This is a genomic window from Pseudomonas sp. CG7 (assembly GCF_023701885.1).
In the GTDB taxonomy this organism is placed as follows: Bacteria; Pseudomonadota; Gammaproteobacteria; order Pseudomonadales; family Pseudomonadaceae; genus Aquipseudomonas; species Aquipseudomonas zanjanensis.
In genome coordinates this window covers 17,955-36,768 of sequence record NZ_JABAEE010000035.1, presented here as the reverse complement: position 1 = coordinate 36,768, position 18,814 = coordinate 17,955, and the positions used below count along the sequence as shown (strand labels likewise).

Sequence of the window (18,814 nt, the reverse complement as noted above, 5' to 3'; positions counted from 1 at the left end):
TTTTTGTGCTTCGCCAGCTTGAGTCGGTGGTCTAGGGTTGGCGGCTTCCCTCCTCACGCAACAGCGCTTGCAAGGTATCGAGCCGAGCACCGTCGAAGGCCATGACGGAGCCCTGCTCGAACACCCGGCGCGCCAGGGCGGTGAGCACCGCACCGGGCGGCAGTTCGATCTGCAGCCGCACGCCTCGCTCGTAGGCGCTTTGCACCGTGCCGCGCCAATCGACGACACGGCACATGTTGAAGGCCAGGTCGTCGCGCAGGGCATCGATCTTGATCACCGGCCGGGCGCGGCTGCCGCTGAGATAGCCCAGGACAGGCGCTTTCAACGGCACCTCGGCAAACGCCTCGGCCAACGTCCGTGCCGGAGCCTCCAGCAACGGGCAATGGGACGGCACGCTTACCGCCAGCCGGCAGGCCTTGCCAGCACCTTGGCGACGGGCTTGCTCAGCGACGAGGTCCATGGCTTCATCGCTGCCGGCAATGACCACTTGGTTATCGGCATTGATATTGGCCAGGTAGACCGGCGTTGTTTCACTGTGCACCTGGGCCAGCAAGGCTTCCACTGCCGCGAGATCCAGGCCGATGATCGCGGTCATGCCGTAGCCTTGGGGATACGCCTGTTGCATCAATTCGCCGCGCAGGCTGACCAGCCGCAGCGCATCCTCGAAGTCCAGCGCCCCGGCAACGACCGCCGCCGGATACGCACCGATGGACAATCCCGCGACGTAGTCCGGCGCAGGTGCCTGTTCCAGCAAGCGACGGGCCGCCGCCACGCCAGCGATCAGCAAGCACAGCTGCACGGCGCGGGTCGATTGCAAGGCTTCAGCGCTGTCCAGCCGCAAGACGTCTTCACCGAGCACAGCACCTGCCTCGTCCAAGATCCACGGCGCCACCCCATGGAGCATGCCCACGCGCTGCGCACCCTGGCCGGGAAAGACGAAGAGGCTGCTCACGCGACCTGCTCCAACGAAGGCTGCCAGGGATCGCTCACCAGCCGGGCCTGAACATCATCCTTGAGCAAGACCCGACGGGACGAGCCCGCCCATTCGCGCAAGGCCACGGCGCCGCAAGGGGTTTGCAACTGCATGTCCACGGCGCATACCGAAGCATCCAGTAGCGCCAGCAACTCCTTGGCCTGGAGACGATCCAGGAACTGCGGTGTGCGCAGAATCAGATCCAGGTCGCTGCGTTCATGCAGTGCCTCGACGCCGGTGGCGAGTTCGAACCCGGCGCTGCCGCTGACACCCCAGGCCCAGCCGCTGGCATCGAGCAGCGGGCGCAGGCGGGCCAGCGTGTGCAGGGCCGGCAGGTCGCGAGTCGACTCGACGTGGCAGAGGTCTTCCGGCCTGACGCAACGGGAAATCGCCGCGACCGACATCGACGTTGCATAACGCTGCTCGCGCAAGCGCCCGCGCACGCCGATCGCGATTCGATCCGGTGCCGTCAGCGAGCGCCGAACCACCACCGGTTGACCGGCGGCCATCGATTCAACCACCCATGCCGGCGCATCCGCAGGCACTTGCTCCGGGGTCATCCCCCAGAGCAGGTCATGGGCCATGTACGTATTCACCACTGCGCGCTCAACAATTGGCGAACCGTGCTGGAGGCCGCCCGATGGGTCGCACCGAGGCGGCTGCTCAAGTCGCGGGGCGCCGCGGCGACATCATTGATCGCATGTTTCAGGCAAGCGGTGACTCGGGCCAGATCACTCGCCGAGGGCTGTTCGATCTGCTCCACCGACAAGGTTTCCCACAGCAATCCCAGGCTGGCAAAGCTGTCGATGTCATAGGCCATCGGCGGCACGCTGGCAGCCAGCGCTTCAAGCTCCTCGACACTGCGCAAGGTCACCCGCGCCGCCGAAGCCTTGCCCATGGCGTGGACCATCACGCCCGGGTCGCGCAGGGCAATCAACCGGTTGGCCTGGTAGCCGTGGGCCAGGAACGCCCCCGACATCGCCTTGCCCACCAGCAAGCCAATCACCGGATGCCCGGCCAACCGGGCGCGGGCGTAACTGTCGGCGGCGCCGGCCAGGGCCTGGTGAATGCCCAGCGCTTCTTCGCGCCGGCCATAGGCCTGGCTCGGTACGTCGACAATGGCGATCAGCGCACGCTTGTTGACCGCATCGCGGTCGGCGTCGATGGCGTCATCCACCGCCTTGGCCAGGCCCCACCCTTCCAGCAAGCCGACTTCGCCATTGCGCGCCCGAGGAAAACGGTTATCGGGATCGGCCACCACCGCCAGCAGGCGCACGGTTTGTTCGCCCAGGCTGACATCGGCGACTTTCAACGAAGCGGGTAAACCTTGCACCGTCCTGGCACCACCACTCAAGGCCTCGAACCAGCGCAAGCCTCTCAACGAATAAGCACTCATGGGCGTTCTCCCTGGTACAGCTGGCGAACCGCTTGCGGTTCGATTTGCACGTCAGTGTCCAAGCGGGCCAGGCGTTGCAGGAACAGTTCGGCCTGGCCACTGCGGTGCTGCGCGGGCACGCCCAGGTGCAGCAACTGGCTGACCTGCTGACGGATCTGCGTTACATCGTCGGCCGCGTAACGGTCCACCAGTCCGGTGGCGAAACGCTGCTCACCGCCGGTCAGGCTCCAGATGAAGGGCCGGTCGCGGGAGTCGTATTCGTCGAGGCCGGCTTCCTGTTCGATCACTTGCGGACCGTTCAGGCCCAGCCGTGCTTCCCGGGTCCCCAGCAGATAGCTGCACAGCCCGGCGGCAATGGACATGCCGCCAAAGCAACCGACGCTGCCGGCGACCACACCCACCACTGGCTGGTACTGGCGCAGATCGACTATCGCCGAGTGAATCTCGGCAATCGCCGCAAGCCCGAGGTTGGCTTCCTGCAACCGCACGCCGCCGGTTTCCAGCAGCAACACGGCGCGGGTCGGAATGCCTTTGCGGTTGTCCTGCGCCGCCAATTCCAACGCACCGGCAATTTTCGCCCCGCCGACTTCGCCGAGGCTGCCCCCCTGGAACGCCCCTTCGATAGCGGCGATCACCACGGGCAGGCCATCGAGCATGCCCTTGGCGATCACTACGCCGTCGTCGCTTTGCGGCACCACGCCTTGGCGCAACAGCCACGGTGACATGATCCGCTGGAACGGGTCGAGCAATTCGCGGAACGTACCAGCATCGAGCAAGGCCTTGGCCCGTTGCCGGGCGCCGAGTTCGACGAAGCTGTGCTTGTTGAGCAACGCTGCGCTGTCAGTCATGGCCGATCTCCTCGAAGCCTTGTTCCAGACGCAGGCGCACCACGCCGGGGGTGGCGCCGAATTCATGGATGTCGATGCTCATCGCGGCCGGTGTCTGACCGTCGAACATCCGGGCAAACAGATGCCGCCAGCGCTGCTCGCTGCCATTGACCGAGGTCTGCACCTGGATGGTCAGCGTGCCCGCCAGGCCAGGCTCGATGAGCACTTCCAGATCGCCCGAGCCGACACAGCCCACCAGCGCCCGGCCCCGTGGCGGCTGCCCGGCGGGGAATTCAAAGGATAAGGTTTCCATCAGCACACTCCTGGGAAGAAGCCATCGCCGCGCTCGATGCGATCGAGGAACAGGCAGGCGGCGAGCAGGTCGGCAGCGCCGCCGGGCGAGGCGTTCAAGGCAATCAGTTGTTGGTCCAGCGCATGCAATTGGCGACGGCCGCCCAGGCTCGCACTGCCACCGACGTCGAGCACCGCTTTGGCACCCTGCTGCATGGCTTGCAGACCCGCTTCGCCGGCGCGGTAAAGCACGCAGGTGTCGGCCAGTGTTGTCATGATCGCCAGCAAGGCATCCAGGCGAGCGTTCTGCTCGCCCTCCCCCGCCGCGCGGCTGCGCTTGAGTTGCGGCAAGCCCAGGCCCGTCACCGCCGGGAACGCCAGTTGCGCTTCTTCCCGGGCGCCGCGCACGCCGTAGCGCTGGGCGACCTGGGCGCCGGGGCTCAAGGGCTGGGGCGCATAACGGTCGGTGAGCAAGGCCAGCCGGGCGGCACGTAGCGGGACGGCGCCCGCGACGTTGGATTCAGGCTCCAGCGCCGCCGCCGCGACGAGCAAGCCCAAGGCCCAGATCGCACCACGATGCGTATTGACGCCGCCCGTGGTAACAAGCATCGCGGCTTCACCTTCTCGGCCGATCCGGCCGAGGGCCTCGCGCAATGGCAAACCGATCTTGCCGCAGTCGAGGGCGGCCTCGGCCATTTCCTTGAAGGCCGGCCACAGCGACAGTGCCGAGGCGTGCATCAGGCCCAGGTGCAGGTCGGTGTGGGCGCCGCTGCCGCGCCGGTCCACCAGGGCCGGTTTGGGTGAGAGGTCGGCTTCGTCGATCAGCGCGTCCTCCGCCAGATCGGCCAAACGTTCAGCCAGGGATAACGTCTTGGGTTGCAGATTAAGGGCGCGCATTTACCAGCTCCTGAACTTGGCGGGCGGGTTGTAGAGGCCACCAGACCATTCCACCAGATCGGCCACGCTCTTGGCCGCGAGCAGCTCGCGAGTGGCGTCGGTGCGGCGGATGCCGAGGTCTTCGGGCAAGGCGATCAGCCCTTCGCGGCGCATGCGTGCGGTGTCTTTCGGGTCATGGCGCAGGCCGATGGCAGTGACGCCGGCCACGGCGGCGATCATCGCCTGGCGCTCTTCCAGGGAGCGGGCCTTATACAGATAGGCGATGCCCTCTTCGGTGAGCAGGTGGGTGACGTCATCGCCGTAGATCATGATCGGCGCCAGGGGCATGCCGGCTTTCTTCGCCACGTCCACCGCGTCGAGGGTGTCGACGAAGGTGGGCTTGCCGCCCTCCTGGAACGTCTCGACCATCTGCACCACCAGCTTCTTGCCGCGTTCGAGCAACGGTGCCTCGCCATCGCCGTGGCGCATGTCGAGCCAGGCCGGCGTGCCATGACGGCGACCGCGGGGGTCATGGCCCATGTTCGGCGCACCGCCGAAGCCGGCCAGTCGACCGCGGGTCACCGTGGAGGAGTGGCCGTCGCCGTCCACTTGCAGGGTGGCGCCGATGAACAGGTCCACCGCGTACTGCCCCGCCAGTTGGCAGACCATGCGGTTGGAGCGCAGCGAACCGTCATGGCCGGTGAAGAACACGTCGGGGCGCGCGGCGATGTAATTTTCCATGCCCAACTCGGTGCCGAAGCAATGCACGCTTTCGACCCAGCCGCTCTCGATGGCCGGGATCAGCGTCGGGTGCGGATTGAGGGTCCAGTTGCGGCAGATCTTGCCTTTCAAACCAAGGGATTCGCCGTAGGTCGGCAAGATCAATTCGATGGCGGCGGTGTTGAAACCAATGCCGTGATTGAGGGACTGGACGTTGTGTTTTTCGTAGATCCCACGGATCGCCATCATCGCCATCAGCACATGCACAGGCTTGATATGGCGAGGGTCGCGAGTGAACAACGGTTCGATGTAGATCGGTTTGACGGCCACCACCACGAAATCCACCCAGGACGCCGGGATATCGACTCGCGGCAAATCGCTGACATCGTCTACCAACTGATTGACCTGGACGATAACGATGCCGTCGCTGAAGGCCGCCGGTTCGATCAGCGCCGGTGTGTCTTCGGTGCTGGGGCCGGTGTAGATATTGCCGGCGCGGTCGGCCATGAAACCGGCCGAGAGCACGACGTTGGGAATCAGGTCCACCACCAGCCGGGCATACAATTCGATGTAGGTGTGGATCGCACCGATTTCCAGCAGGCCATCTTCCAGCAACTGGCTGATGCGCAGGCTCTGGGTACCGGCGAAAGAAAAATCGAGCTTGCGGGCGATGCCGCGTTCGAACAGGTCCAAGTGCTCGGAACGACCGACGCTGGGCATGATCATGTGCAGGTCATGCAGCTTCGAAGGGTCGACTTTCGCCAGGGAGCGGGACAGGAAGTCCGCCTGCTTCTGGTTGTTCCCTTCCAGCACCACACGGTCGCCGGGCAGGATCAACGCCTCCAGCGCCGCGACGATCTTGTCGGTGGGCAGCACCACACCGTCGGCAAGCCCCTTCACCAGCCCGAGACGCCGCTGCTTCTCGCTGCGCCGCCGCGTCCAGCGCGAGTCGGGGGATATTGTTGTTGTCATGACCACTCCACGGGTTCGCTGTCGTGGAGCTCACCTTAGAAGTGTTGTGGCGTGGGCATCAATCAAGCTCAGCGGCGGATCATTACGGTGGGAGTAATGGTTGAATGCCGCAGCGGACAAAGCTTCTGTGGCGAGGGAGCTTGCTCCCGCTCGGCTGCGCAGCAGTCGTCGCTTTTGGGGCCGCTTCGCGGCCCAGCGGGAGCAAGCTCCCTCGCCACGGATATCAAGTCTTGGCCATCAATTGCCGGACCCGTTTGAGCAGTTCCGCAGCGCTCTCAATCAGTTGAGTAAGCAGCGCATCATCTTCATCCATATACCCCTCGTACTCGGCAAGGTTGCGCCGCTCATGGCACAACACGAATAACCGAACCTGTACTTTGCTGACGTCCGCCGTGTGAGTCAGGCATTGGAAGACCAGATAGCGCTTGTCCGAGCGGTAACCATTCAAGCGTAGCGCCGTGAGCGCCAAGGCATGGGCGGCGTTGTATGCCAGGTCGAACCGGCTGGCGAAAGAAAGGGACGTTGTCTGTGCATCCTTCAAGCGATCCGTCGCCGAACGCATCAGGCCCTCACATTCCTGACGATCCGGTGGTTCGGCTTTCAGGCCGCCGCTACGTAACAGGTTTTCCAGGTTTTCTTGCTTGCCCATCCTTGGCTTCCAAAGGGTTCTCACCCAGCAAATTGATCTTGTCCTGTTGCGCTACACGCACCACGAAACTGTTGCCAGCGGCAAATTTCGCGAGCCAGTCCTGGGGGGTGTAGAGCGTTGGGTTTAGCGGGCGGCCCAGTTGTTCTTCCAGAGGCAGGAGCTGCTCCATGACTTCACTGTAGTGCAGGCCTTCGCCGATCAGCATGAGGTCTATGTCACTGGATGTGTTCGCTTGGCCTTTCGCGATGGAGCCATAGACGAACGCCCAGCGCAGTCGTTCTGAAAACGGCGCCAATGCCTGGCGCAACGGTTCGGCGATGCCGATGGTCTTCTGCACGATACCCAACAGTTCAGCGTAAATCGGACAGAGGGGGTTGGCTTGATAATGGGTTTGATTGCCCAGACGAGTCATGGTGAGCACGCCTGATCGTTGCAGGCGCTCCAGCTCGCGCATGAGGCTGCCCTTGCCTATTTGAGCCCAGCGGGCAATTTCATTGGTGTAGAAACTTTGATCTGGCTTACCGAATAGCAAACCCAAGATCCGCTGCTGGGTGGCGGTGAACAAAGCATCGCCGAGAGAGAGATGATTCATGGAAGCAGTCTGTAGTCCCAAAAAGGGAACGATAGGTCCCTTATTGGGACTTTACAAGTCCTGAAGCGTTTATACAGGGGTTCAGTTGCTGACCAGCCCCGCTGCAACCACCAACTCTTCCAACGCCAACAGATCCGGCACTTTCGCCACATGTTCCCCCACTTGCACCGCCGCCTGTTCCAGCCCGCACAGCGGCACGTCGACGTAGCTCAACTGGCTGTCGAGCTTGCAGGAGCGGGGGATGCCTTGCACCAGTAGCGCGATGAAGCGCAGCTCCGGCCGGCCGCCCAGGGCATTGAGCACGACGATGCGCAGACGCGCGCCCATCACGGTTTTCTGGCCGCAGGCCGACTCGAAGCTCAGCAGCGGGATTTGCCGTTCGCGCCAGCTTACCCAGCCCAGGAACCACGGCGGGGTGGCCAGATCGAAGGCGCTGCTTTGGTAATCGATCAATTCGGCCACCGCCACGTTGGGCAGGATCAGGTGTCGGTCGGCCAAGGGCAGCAGTAACCCGGTGAGGTGGCTGGTGCGATGTTCATGCATGGGTTTTGCTCCAGTAGGCGATGCTGTCGAGCAGCACCGACTCCTGGTACGGCTTGCCCAGGTAGTCGTTGACGCCAATGGCCATGGCGCGGTCGCGGGGTTTCTGGCCGGTACGGGAGGTGATCATGATGATCGGCAGGTGCGCCAGGCGCGGGTCGTTGCGCACTTGGGTGGCCACTTCGAAACCGTCCATGCGCGGCATTTCGATGTCCAGCAGCATCAGGTCCGGCGCGTGTTCGCCCAGCAACGCCATGGCATCCACGCCGTCCTTGGCGGTCAGGACGTGCATGCCGTGGCGTTCCAGCAGGCGGCTGGTGACCTTGCGCACCGTCACCGAATCATCCACCACCAGCACCAGCAACGGCCGTTGCGGCTCGCCCTCGCCGTCGGCCGGCATCGGGCGGCGTGGAACCTGATGGGGCAAGGCGCGGATCGGCGCCAGCAGGTCGAGGATCAACACCACCCGGCCATCCCCCAGGATCGTCGCCCCGGACAAGCCCTGCACCGTCGCGAATTGCGGCCCCAGGCTCTTGCCCACGATCTCCCGGGTCCCGGCGATGGCGTCCACCTGCACGGCGACGTGCCGCTCGTTGCATTGCACCAGCAGCACCGGCAAGGGTTGGCTCTGGCCCAGCAATTTCGGGCGACCGCCGGTTTTCCGCAACTCGCCGAGATAGCACAGCTCATAGCGTTGCCCGGCGTAGGTGTAGGTCGGCGGATCGAGCTGGTAATAGCCGTCCAGTTCGGCCGGCAACACCCGGACCATGCTGTCGATGGCGTTCAGTGGGATCGCGTACTGGTCGTCGTGACAATGCACCATCAACGCCCGGTTCACCGCCACGGTAAACGGCAGGCGAATGCGGAAGTGCACGCCCTGCCCCGGCGTGGAATCAATCGTCATGCTGCCACCCAGTTGCCGCACCTCTTCGTGGACCACGTCCATGCCCACGCCACGCCCGGAGATCTGGGTGATTTTTTCCGCGGTGGAAAATCCCGGTTGCAGGATGAACTGCAGCACGTCGCGGTCACTGATGTCGCTGTCCGGCGCCAGCAGGCCACGCTTGATCGCCTTGCGCCGCACCGCTTCCAGCGGCACGCCGGCGCCGTCGTCGCGGATGTCGAAAATGATGTCGCCGCCTTCCCGGGACAGGTCGAGGCTGATGCGCCCCCGCGCGGGCTTGCCGGCGGCGATGCGCACGTCGGCCGACTCCAGGCCGTGGTCGACGGCGTTGCGCAGCATGTGTTCCAGCGGCGCGGCCATACGTTCCAGGACATTACGGTCCATCTCACCGTCGGCATTGCCGACCACGAATTCAACGTCCTTGCCCAATTCCTGCGCCACTTGCCGGACGATGCGCTTGAGCCGCGGCAACATGCGCTCGAACGGCACCATGCGCGTGCGCATCAGGCCTTCCTGGAGCTCGGTGTTGATCCGCCCCTGCTGTTGCAGCAGGACTTCGGCGTCGTGGTTGCTGCGATCCAGGGTTTCCTTGAGTTCGAGCAAGTCCGACGCGGACTCGAACAGCGCCCGGGACAGTTGCTGCAACTGGGAATGCCGGTCCATTTCCAGCGGGTCGAATTCTTCGTAGCCCAGGCGCTCGGCCTCCACCTGCTGGCGGCTGAGAATCCGCCCCTGGGTCTCGGTGTCCAGGCGCCGCAACTGGTCGCGCATGCGCTCGATGGTGGTTTCCATTTCGCCCAGGGCCACGCGCGCGTCGTTGACTTGCTGTTCGATGCGCCCACGGAAAATCGACGTTTCGCCCGCCAGGTTCACCAGGTCGTCGAGCAGTTCGGCAGAGACCTTGACCATGTCCGCACCGTCGCCCGCTGCGCCAGGGTCCGGTCTTGCCGGCGCCGTGGGAAGACTTACGCTAGCGGTGGGGACCGGCTCCGGTGCCGAAACAGCCTGTGGCGCCGCGCTTTCCTGGGGATGATTCACCGCCTGGATCTGCGCGATCAGCCGGTCGGCCAGTGGGCACGGGTGACCGGCGCGCACCGCATCGCGCATCTGCGCCAGTCGGTCATGGCTGCTTTGCAACAAGGCAAACAGCGCCAGGGTCGGCGGGAGCAGGCCCGCCGACAGGCCTTCGTAGAGGTTTTCCAGCTCGTGGGCGAGGTCGCCGATGGGCCCGATTTCCACCATCCGCGCGCCGCCCTTGAGGGTGTGCAAATCCCGCAGCAGGGTTTCCACGGCCTGGCGGTTCGACGGTTCTTCCTGCCAGCGCAGCAGCGCCGCGCCTGAGCTGTCGAGGATGTCGAAGCCTTCTTCAAGGAAGATTTCCAGCAACTCGGGATCATGGCCGGTGCCGTCGGCCTGGGCCGCGGCGCTCGTCTCGATGGCGTTCGGCTTGTACTGGCGAAACCTGCGGATGGCGTCGATCAGCGCAACGGGATCGCCCAACGGCTGGCCCTGTTGCAACTGCCCAAGCAACAGGTCGAGGCGTTCGTGGCTGTTATCGAGCAACTGCGCCAGTTCCTCGCTGTAGCTGTAGCGCCGGTCCACCAGCCCTTCGTAAAGGCTTTCCAGCTCCTGGGCCAGGTCGCTCACCGGCCGGATGTCGGCCCTCCGCGCGCCACCCTTGAGTGTGTGCAAGTCACGTTGCAGCGAGGACAACGGCGCGCCATTGTCCGGATCGGCCAACCAGCGTTGCAAGGCCTGGGCGGCGCTTTCGAGAATGTCCTGGGCTTCTTCGAGGAAAATCGACGCAAGGTCATCTTCCATCGAGGTCTCGGCGGGCGCGTCACGTTCCATTTCCGCCGTCGCGTGGCCCAGCTCGCGGATGCTCAAGGTGCGGCTGCCGTCGCTGCGGATCAGGCCGGTAGCCGAAGGGTCGAGGCTCTCCTGAAGCAAGCGACGCAAGGCCTGCACCCGCTCGGGTTGCGGACGCACGTGCTGCCCGGCCGCCAGCTCATCAAGCATGTCGATCAGCGCTTCATGGGCGCGCTGCGCTTGCTGGAAAAATTCATCGCTGACCGCCAGGCTGCTTTCTTCCACCGCGCCGTAGAGGTCCAGCAGAGCTTCGCAGAGTTCGTCCACCGGGTGCAGGTCGGCCAGGTGCGCGCCTTCGCCGAGGGTGGTCAGTTCATCCAGCAGCGCACTCAATTCCTGGCCTTCGCCAGGGTGCTGCTGCCAGCGCTGCAAGAGGCTCTCGGCGTCCAGCAAGATGTCCATGCCCTGGGCAAGGAAATTATTGATCAATTGTGGGTCGCGCTTGGTCCTCAGGGCTTTGCCCGGCGCACTGTTGGCGGCGTGCAGGCGCTCGGCCAGCAGCGCCTGGGCGCGCTGGATCAGGTCCCCGGCGCCGGGGATCGGCGTCAGCGGTTCGCTGTGCAACCGGCGCAGGCCCAGGCGCAGCAGTCCCTCTGCCTCCAGCAGCAACTCCACCTCATCCAGGTCGAGGGCGATCAGGTGCGCCCGGTATTCCCGGGCCAGCTCATCCATCGCACCGGCCAGCTCGGCGATGGGCAGCACGCCGGCCATGGACGCACTGCCCTTGAGGGTGTGCAAGGCCCGCTGCAATTCATCGCTGGCCTGCAACGGCAGGTGGTCGGCCGCCTGGTCGAGAAAACGATTGAGACTGGCGAGGTGGCCCTGGGCTTCGTTGTCGAAGATCTTCAACAGCAGCGGATCGAGAGCGGCTACATCCTGCTCGTCGTCATCGTCTTCATCGCCGCCCTTGGCCAGGCCATGGGCGCGGGCGGCCAGGCGGTCGACGTCGTCACGCTGGCGCTGGCGATTGGCGGCGAATTCGGCCACCAGGTCCGGCAACAACTGCACGGTATCTTCGATCAACTGACGGACCGACGCCCCCGGCTCGACGCTGCGCTCCAGCACCCGGTTGAGCAGGTTTTCCACGGCCCAGGCCAGCTCGCCCAGCACCAGCGCCCGCACCATCCGGCCGCTGCCTTTCAAGGTATGGAACGCCCGGCGCAGTTCGCCCAGGGCAACAGCATCGTCGGGATGCGCGCCCCAGCGCGGCAGGTACTCACGCAGAACGTCGAGCACCTCGGCGGTTTCCTCGAGGAAGACCTCGCGCAATTCGTCGTCCACCGGGCTTTCGTCCAGTGGTGGCGGCAACAGGCTGCCCGGGGTGCTCCGGGCCGGCGGATTGACCGCCGAGACCGGGCTGGCCAGCACCTCGGCCAAGGACTGCACGGTCTGCGGGTCGTCCAGCTCCTGCAAATCCTGCATGACCTGGGCTTCGTTGGGGCTCAACACATCATCGAGCACCGGCACCCGCGCTTCGTCAGGGTAATAGCCGAGCGCGGCCAGGCTCCGCTCGACCCCATCGAGCAACGGCTCGCCAGGGGTTTCCGGGTCTTCGCTCAAGCGCTCCAGGTAGTATTCCAGGCCGGTGATCACGTCGGCCAGGTGGTCGAGTTCTTCCCACCCCGGCTGGGCCTGCTCCAGCAGCAGGTGGTCGCGGATGAACGCGTTGCAGGCCTCCACCAGGCTGGCGGCGCGGCCCAGGGGGATCATCGCCAGCGCGCCGCGCACCTGGGTCAGCAGTGCCGGCAAGGGCTGAAGTTGCTCGCTGTTCCAGTCCGCGTCGATGTAGTCGACGATCATGTCCTTGGCCTGTTGCAGGCAGGTGTGGGCTTCCTTGATGACGATCTGGTGGATCTGGGTCAGGTCGGTGGTGGGCAGGTGCGTGTCTTCGCGGCTCTCGGGCTCGACGGTGCCGACCATGCCGGCCAGGGTCGCCTCGACGTAGAGCAAGGCCCCGGCAACGTCCATGAGGGTCGCGTCATCCGGCGCGCGCTGGCCTTGGGCAAGGCTCAGGACCACCGCCAGTTGATCGATGATGACCTTGCGCGGCTGGCCGAAGCCCAGCACCGCCAGGGTGTCGGCGATCTGCCGCAGCGGCGCCAGCAGGCTGTCCAGTTCCGAGGCGTGCTGGCGGTCGCTGCGTACGAACAAGTCCAGGCGCTCCTTGACCCGCACCAACTCCTCGCACAGCGCGGTGAGCACCGAGCGCATGGCATCGCGGTCGGGCCCGGCCAGGCGCGCGCGTTCTTCGTCGACCATGGCGCTGTCGGGCAGCGCGTCGTCCAGTGAGTAGCGTTCTTTCATGATCTGCATCTGCCCGCTGGGATGTTCGGCCTTGGCAATATAGAACAACAAGCTCTTGAGCAGGTGCGGCGGTGCCGGCTGATTGATGCCGGGCATGCCTTGGTCCAGCAGGCGCTTGAGTTCCTTGTCGGCTTCCTTGAACAGGCTGCGCAGCGCTGGGCTGTTGGCGATGCGCCCGTCACGCATGCCTTCGACCAGCGCCGAGGCCACCTGCCATAACGCATTGAGCGGCGCGCCGGCGCACAAGGTTTCCAGGCGCTGGAAGACCTTGGCCAGGTAACCGAGGTGGGTCGCGTCGTCCTGTTCGCGCAGCAGGCCCACCAGGGCCATTTGCAGGGTCTGGCGCCATTTGCGCAAGGTGTTTGGCAGGTCGGCGGGCTCAAGGCGCTGCAAGGCCTCGTCGTCAAGCGGCGCAATATCGGGCAGTTCAGGGCTGAACAGGCTGGTTTCCGACAGCAGGCTCTCGCCCCGGGCACTGCGCAGGTCGTTGAGCAAGGGCAGTACCACCAACGGCAGGTCACGGCGGGCACCTTGTACGCGCTCAAGGTAGATCGGCAACTGCCCCAGGGCCTGGCTCAACAGGCTGATGGCTTCGTCGCGATGGGTGACGCGGTTGTCCTCGAGGGCGGCGCACAGCTGCTCCATCTCCTCGGCCAGCAGCGCCGCGCCATAGAACTCGACCATCTGCAGGCCGCCGTGGACCTGGTGAATGCAGGCCAGGCACTGCCCGAGGGCATCCGCCGCCTGGGGATCGTCCACCAGGCGGTTGAGGGCCAGATGAGCCTGCTTCAGCGTTTCGGCAATCTCGCCCTTGACCCATTCCAGGGCCACGTAGTCGTGCCGATCACCCATAACCACTCCAAATCAACAGTCATATGCCGAGGGCAAAAATAAAACCCTGTGGCGAGGGAGCTTGCTCCCGCTTGAGTGCGCAGCGCTCACAAAATCTTTGGGGCGGCTGCGCCCCCCAGCGGGAGAAAGCGCCCTCGCCACAAAAGCTTCCTCGCCACATGCCCCTTCTCAATATGCAGATCCGGCCAGTCACACCTTGTCCTCATCCGCCACAGGCGTCGCCGGCAAGGTAAACCCCGACACCGAACGGCGCAGTTGGCTGGCCATTTTCGCCAGGTTGCCGATGCTTTCGGCAGTGGCGGTGGAGCCCGACGAAGTCTGCGTGGTGATCTGCTGGATCACGTTCATGGTCAAGGAAATCTGCCCCGCCGAGGTGGTCTGTTGCTGCGCCGCGTTGGAGATGCTCTGGATCAGCGCCGCCAGGGTCTTGGACACGCCTTCGATTTCTTCCAGGGCGACGCCGGCATCCTGGGCCAGTCGCGCGCCGCGCACCACTTCGGTGGTGGTCTGCTCCATGGAAATCACCGCTTCGTTGGTGTCGGCCTGGATCGCTCGCACCAGGGTCTCGATTTGCCGGGTCGCCGCCGAAGAACGCTCGGCCAGGCGCTGCACTTCATCGGCCACCACCGCGAACCCGCGCCCGGCATCGCCGGCCATGGACGCCTGGATGGCGGCGTTGAGGGCGAGGATGTTGGTCTGGTCGGCGATGTCGTCGATCAGGCTGACAATGTCGCCGATTTCCTGGGACGACTCCCCTAGGCGCTTGATGCGCTTGGCGGTGTCCTGGATCTGTTCGCGAATGTTGTCCATGCCATGAATGGTGTTGTGCACCACCTCGTTGCCCTTGTTGGCGATTTCCACCGAGCGCTCGGCCACCGCCGACGATTCGGCGGCATTGGCTGACACTTGGTCGATGGATTGGGCCATTTCATTAATTGAAGTCGAAGCTTCGGAAATTTGCTGGGCCTGGTGTTCGGAAGCCTGGGCCAGGTGCATCGCCGTGGCCTGGGTTTCCTGCACGGCGGCGGCAACCTGGCCGGCCGTGAGGTTGATGGTCGCCACCAGGTCGCGCAGTTGGTCCACCGAGTAGTTGATGGAGTCGGCGATGGTGCCGGTGAAGTCCTCGGTGACCGAGGCCGTGACGGTCAGGTCGCCGTCGGCCAGGTCTTCGATTTCATCCAGCAGCCGCATGATCGCGTTCTGGTTGCGCTCGTTCTTTTCCGCGGTTTCGTGGAGCTGACGGTTGGTCTCGCGGACCATCACCAGCCCGATCAGGATGATCGACATCAGCGCCATCAGCCCCAGCACATAACCGCCAATGGTGTTGACGGAGCGCCCGCCGGCCAGGTTTTCGAAGGCCGTGGCCAGGTGCGAAGCCTCGTCGAGCAGGGTCTGCGACAGGTTGAAGATGTTGCCGGCCGACTCGCGGACCTTGAACAGCTCCGGCGAGGTCTCGAGGATTTCATCCACCGAGCCGGAGACAAACTCGAACAGCTCGCTGATTTCACTCAGGCGTGCCCGGGCATCGCGGTCCTGGACCTGGGAGATCTTCAAGGCCGGATCGCCTTGCAACATGCCATTGAGCACCTGGCCAAAACGCGCTGCGTCGCGACCAAAAGTATCGGCCGCCTGGCTGGCATTTTCGTCCCCCGCCAGCACGGTATTCACCGCGCCGAGAATCCGCTCGGCCAGCAGCGATTGGCGCTGGGCCATGGCCACCTGGGCAGCCGGCGCGCCGCGTTGCAGCAGGATCTCGACGACTTTTTCGTACTCGACCTGCAACTGCGGCACGGTTTCGGCCAGGGTGGCCGCTACTTGGTGCAGCGACAGCACGGTCTGCTCGCTGGAGAGGATGGCATCGGTGTTCTTGAGCAGGCGCTCCCAATCCAGCTGCACGGCGCGCATCTGCGGGCGCAGGGTGGCGGGCGCAGGCGGCAGGCCGGTCACCGGATCGCCCTGCTTCAGGTAGCCCCAGCGCTGGGCGAAATCATTGCGCGCATCGCTCAGCAGCTTGAACGCCGCGGGCTTGCCGGCGGCCGCCTCGGTGGCGTTCTTGGCGATGCGCTGGGACAGCACCCGCAGCTCACCGGCATGGCCGATGTACTGTTTGTCATAGGTGGATTGAGTGTTGAGATAAGCGAAGTTGGCGAACAGCAGCATGATGAAGCCGATCAGCGCGACGAACAGCACGATGATCTGCGAACGACTGCGCGACGCTTCCAGTGGCTTGCCTGTTTTTGCTTTGATCATCGATTTTCGCCTGCCCAAGCCCCCAACCCGCCGCCGTCCCAATGTGGGAGCGAGCTTGCTCGCGATGGCGCCAGCACAATCAACATTGATGCAAGCTGTCCCGCTGCTATCGCGAGCACGCGCGCTCCCACAGGGGCCGCACTACGGCTTGTCAAATCGCCACATCCATGAACCCCGGCGACCGCGCCAGGGCAAACGGGCTGAACACCTGCCACTCTCGCTCGCCGCCAAACCGGCCCTTGACGAAGGCCGCTTCCGGGCCGTCGTGGTCGTCCACCAGCGTCGATTCCAGGCTGTCCTGGGCAAAGTGCTGCAGCCCCAGGACTTCGTCCACCAGCAACCCGGCGAACACCTCGTCGTGGTCCACCACCAGCACGCGCCGCTGCTTGCGCACGGTGGACAGTTCGTGGCCGAAAAACCCGCACAAGTCCATCAACGGCAACAAGCGCCCACGCAGGTTGGCCACGCCACGCACCCACGGCTTGACCCCGGGCAAAGGCGTATGACGTGGCTCGTGCAGCACTTCGCTGACTTCGCCCATCGGCGCCACGTACCAGTGCTCGCCCAGGCGAAAGCCGATGCCGCTCCAACCGGCGCGGTGGGTCGGCTGGGAGGGCAGGTCCGCCCCCAGCAGCCGGCAACGCCGGTCGATCTGCAGCAGCAGTTCGAAGGCCGTCAGGGACTGGCTCATGGCCGCGCCGTCAACCCGCCAATACTTTGTTCAGGGTCGCGATCAGGGTTTCTTCGTCCACCGGCTTGGTCTGGTAGTCCTTCGCGCCCTGGCGCGTCCCCCAGACCTTGTCGGTGTCCTGATCCTTGGTGGTGATGATGATCACGGGGATATGGCCGGTGTCCGGGTCCTTGGTCAACTGGCGCGTGGCCTGGAAACCATTGAGGCCGGGCATGACGATGTCCATCAGCACCGCATCGGGTTTTTCCTGGCGGGCCAGGGCCACGCCATCGGCGCCGTTCTCGGCCTTCAGAACCTCATGGCCGTGCTTTTCCAGCATGCCGGTCAGTTTGTACATTTCAGTCGGCGAATCATCGACGATCAGAACTCGTGCCATGGTGTTCCCCATTTTTCTTGTTGACCCCGGGCCCGTTGGCCGAGTGTCATTAATGTGCCTGGTGCGGCTGGACAGCGGCAAAGCCCGGGACATGGGCCTGTATCGCCCCCAGCAGTTCTTCCTTGCTGAACGGCTTGGTCAAAAACTGATCGGAACCGACGATGCGCCCCTTGGCCTTGTCGAACAACCCGTCCCGGGACGACAGCATGATCACCGGCGTGGCCTTGAACGCGCTGTTGTTCTTGATCAGGGCACAGGTCTGGTAGCCATCGAGGCGCGGCATCATGATGTCGACAAAAATGATGCCCGGATGATGGTCGGCGATCTTGGCCAGGGCATCGAAACCGTCGATGGCCGTGATCACCTCGCAGCCCACGTTGCGCAGCAAGGTTTCGGCGGTGCGGCGGATGGTCTTCGAGTCGTCTATGACCATGACCTTCAAGGCGCTGGGTTGCTGCTGCGTGAGATGCTCTGCCATTGCCACTGCGGACCGATTTTTAACGCGTAAGCGTGAACGACAGCGCAAACCCTTGATGTTCAAGGCCCGCACGTCACATGGCAGCCTTTTTAGCACAGTCTCCATCGCCGATCTATCGGCCGCTCGGCGCGGTGGTTTTTCCTTGACCGCCAATCTTCCGGGCGCCACTCTGACGCCACTTTTTCACGCCATTATGTGCCCATCATATTTCGAGGAACCAAGCCATGAGCGTACGCGTCGGCATTGTCATGGACCCTATCGCCAGCATTTCCTATAAAAAGGATAGCTCGCTGGCCATGCTGCTGGCCGCTCAGAAGCGCGGCTGGGAGCTGTTCTACATGGAGCAGCGCGACCTCTACCAGGCCGAAGGCCAGGCGCGAGCGCGGATGAAACCGCTGAAAGTCTTCGCCAACCCCGAGAAGTGGTTTGAGCTGGGCACCGAGAGCGACGCGCTGCTCAGCGACCTGGACGTGATCCTGATGCGCAAGGATCCGCCGTTCGACATGGAGTTCGTGTACTCCACCTACCTGCTGGAACAGGCTGAAAATGCCGGCGTGCTGGTGGTCAACAAGCCCCAGAGCCTGCGCGACTGCAACGAAACGCTGTCCGCCACGCTGTTCCCGCAATGCACGCCGCCGACCCTCGTCAGCCGTCGCCCGGACGTGTTGCGCGCATTTGCCGACCATCACGGCGACGTGATCCTCAAGCCCCTGGACGGCATGGGCGGTTCCTCGATCTTCCGGCACACCGCCGGCCACCCGAACCTGTCGGTGATCCTGGAAACCCTGACCTTGCACGGCCAGCAACAGATCATGATCCAGGGCTACCTGCCGGCCATCGTCGATGGCGACAAGCGCATCCTGATGCTTGACGGCGAACCGGTGGACTATTGCCTGGCGCGCAGTCCGGCAGCCGGCGAAACCCGCGGCAACCTGGCGGCCGGTGGCCGTGGCGAGGCGCGACCGCTGACCGAGAAGGACCGCTGGATCGCCGCCCAGGTCGGCCCGACCCTGCGTGAAAAAGGCCTGCTGTTCGTGGGCCTGGACGTGATCGGCGAGCACCTGACGGAAATCAACGTCACCAGCCCGACCTGCATTCGCGAGATCGACAACGCCTTTGGAACGGACATCGGCGGCATGTTGATGGATGCCATCGATCAGAAGCTCAAGGCTCGTTGATCCAGATCTGCTGAAGGAAACCCACATTGCGTTATCATGCCCGGCCTGAAAAAAACGCGATGTTGGTTTCCTTGTC

General features: G+C 64.4%; 16 protein-coding genes. 1 reads left to right on the top strand and 15 read right to left on the bottom strand.

The features are described 5' to 3' along the window. Positions 1 to 31: 31 nt before the first annotated feature. The 15 genes from mdcH to HGO40_RS15835 form a co-directional block, all read right to left on the bottom strand. Complete coding sequence (gene mdcH / locus HGO40_RS15905) at positions 32 to 952, bottom strand: malonate decarboxylase subunit epsilon (protein WP_250963781.1); 921 nt, start codon at positions 950 to 952, stop codon at positions 32 to 34. Then, positions 949 to 1,569, bottom strand: a complete 621-nt coding sequence (locus HGO40_RS15900) for a malonate decarboxylase holo-ACP synthase (RefSeq protein ID WP_250963780.1) — start codon at positions 1,567 to 1,569, stop codon at positions 949 to 951. Before HGO40_RS15900 ends, mdcH begins: the two co-directional genes overlap by 4 nt. After that, positions 1,566 to 2,369, bottom strand: a complete 804-nt coding sequence (gene mdcE / locus HGO40_RS15895) for a biotin-independent malonate decarboxylase subunit gamma (RefSeq protein WP_250963779.1) — start codon at positions 2,367 to 2,369, stop codon at positions 1,566 to 1,568. Before mdcE ends, HGO40_RS15900 begins: the two co-directional genes overlap by 4 nt. Continuing rightward, positions 2,366 to 3,217 carry a biotin-independent malonate decarboxylase subunit beta gene (locus HGO40_RS15890; protein ID WP_250963778.1) on the bottom strand — a complete coding sequence of 284 codons (852 nt, stop codon included), beginning with the start codon at positions 3,215 to 3,217 and terminating at the stop codon, positions 2,366 to 2,368. Before HGO40_RS15890 ends, mdcE begins: the two co-directional genes overlap by 4 nt. Continuing rightward, positions 3,210 to 3,509, bottom strand: a complete 300-nt coding sequence (locus tag HGO40_RS15885) for a malonate decarboxylase subunit delta (RefSeq protein ID WP_250963777.1) — start codon at positions 3,507 to 3,509, stop codon at positions 3,210 to 3,212. The genes HGO40_RS15890 and HGO40_RS15885 overlap by 8 nt, the downstream gene beginning before the upstream one ends. Next, a complete protein-coding gene (locus HGO40_RS15880) occupies positions 3,509 to 4,384 on the bottom strand; it encodes a triphosphoribosyl-dephospho-CoA synthase (protein ID WP_250963776.1) in 876 nt (291 codons plus the stop codon). The genes HGO40_RS15885 and HGO40_RS15880 overlap by 1 nt, the downstream gene beginning before the upstream one ends. After that, positions 4,385 to 6,055, bottom strand: a complete 1,671-nt coding sequence (mdcA, locus tag HGO40_RS15875; RefSeq protein WP_250963775.1) for a malonate decarboxylase subunit alpha — start codon at positions 6,053 to 6,055, stop codon at positions 4,385 to 4,387. Positions 6,056 to 6,278: 223 nt separating this feature from the next. Then, positions 6,279 to 6,704 (bottom strand): hypothetical protein, encoded by a 426-nt coding sequence (locus HGO40_RS15870; protein WP_053188902.1) that lies wholly within the window; start codon positions 6,702 to 6,704, stop codon positions 6,279 to 6,281. Further along, on the bottom strand, positions 6,667 to 7,296 hold the full coding sequence (locus HGO40_RS15865; RefSeq protein ID WP_053188905.1) for a nucleotidyltransferase domain-containing protein: 630 nt from the start codon (positions 7,294 to 7,296) through the stop codon (positions 6,667 to 6,669). Before HGO40_RS15865 ends, HGO40_RS15870 begins: the two co-directional genes overlap by 38 nt. 81 nt (positions 7,297 to 7,377) lie before the next feature. Beyond that, complete coding sequence (locus tag HGO40_RS15860; RefSeq protein ID WP_250963774.1) at positions 7,378 to 7,839, bottom strand: chemotaxis protein CheW; 462 nt, start codon at positions 7,837 to 7,839, stop codon at positions 7,378 to 7,380. Continuing rightward, positions 7,832 to 13,765, bottom strand: coding sequence for an Hpt domain-containing protein (locus tag HGO40_RS15855; RefSeq protein ID WP_250963773.1), 5,934 nt, complete (start codon positions 13,763 to 13,765; stop codon positions 7,832 to 7,834). Before HGO40_RS15855 ends, HGO40_RS15860 begins: the two co-directional genes overlap by 8 nt. Positions 13,766 to 13,954: 189 nt before the next feature. Further along, positions 13,955 to 16,015 (bottom strand): methyl-accepting chemotaxis protein, encoded by a 2,061-nt coding sequence (locus HGO40_RS15850; RefSeq protein ID WP_250963772.1) that lies wholly within the window; start codon positions 16,013 to 16,015, stop codon positions 13,955 to 13,957. A gap of 151 nt (positions 16,016 to 16,166) precedes the next feature. After that, positions 16,167 to 16,706 carry a chemotaxis protein CheW gene (locus HGO40_RS15845; protein ID WP_250963771.1) on the bottom strand — a complete coding sequence of 180 codons (540 nt, stop codon included), beginning with the start codon at positions 16,704 to 16,706 and terminating at the stop codon, positions 16,167 to 16,169. Positions 16,707 to 16,716: 10 nt separating this feature from the next. Beyond that, the gene (gene pilH, locus HGO40_RS15840; protein WP_250963770.1) at positions 16,717 to 17,082 is read right to left on the bottom strand and encodes a twitching motility response regulator PilH; all 366 of its coding nucleotides are present in this window, start codon (positions 17,080 to 17,082) and stop codon (positions 16,717 to 16,719) included. Between the two features lie 49 nt (positions 17,083 to 17,131). Beyond that, positions 17,132 to 17,560 carry a response regulator gene (locus HGO40_RS15835; protein ID WP_092170757.1) on the bottom strand — a complete coding sequence of 143 codons (429 nt, stop codon included), beginning with the start codon at positions 17,558 to 17,560 and terminating at the stop codon, positions 17,132 to 17,134. A 224-nt stretch (positions 17,561 to 17,784) separates the two neighbouring features. Here HGO40_RS15835 and gshB point away from each other — a divergent pair, with 224 nt between their 5' ends. Beyond that, positions 17,785 to 18,738, top strand: coding sequence for a glutathione synthase (gene gshB, locus HGO40_RS15830; RefSeq protein ID WP_250963769.1), 954 nt, complete (start codon positions 17,785 to 17,787; stop codon positions 18,736 to 18,738). Positions 18,739 to 18,814: the final 76 nt, after the last annotated feature.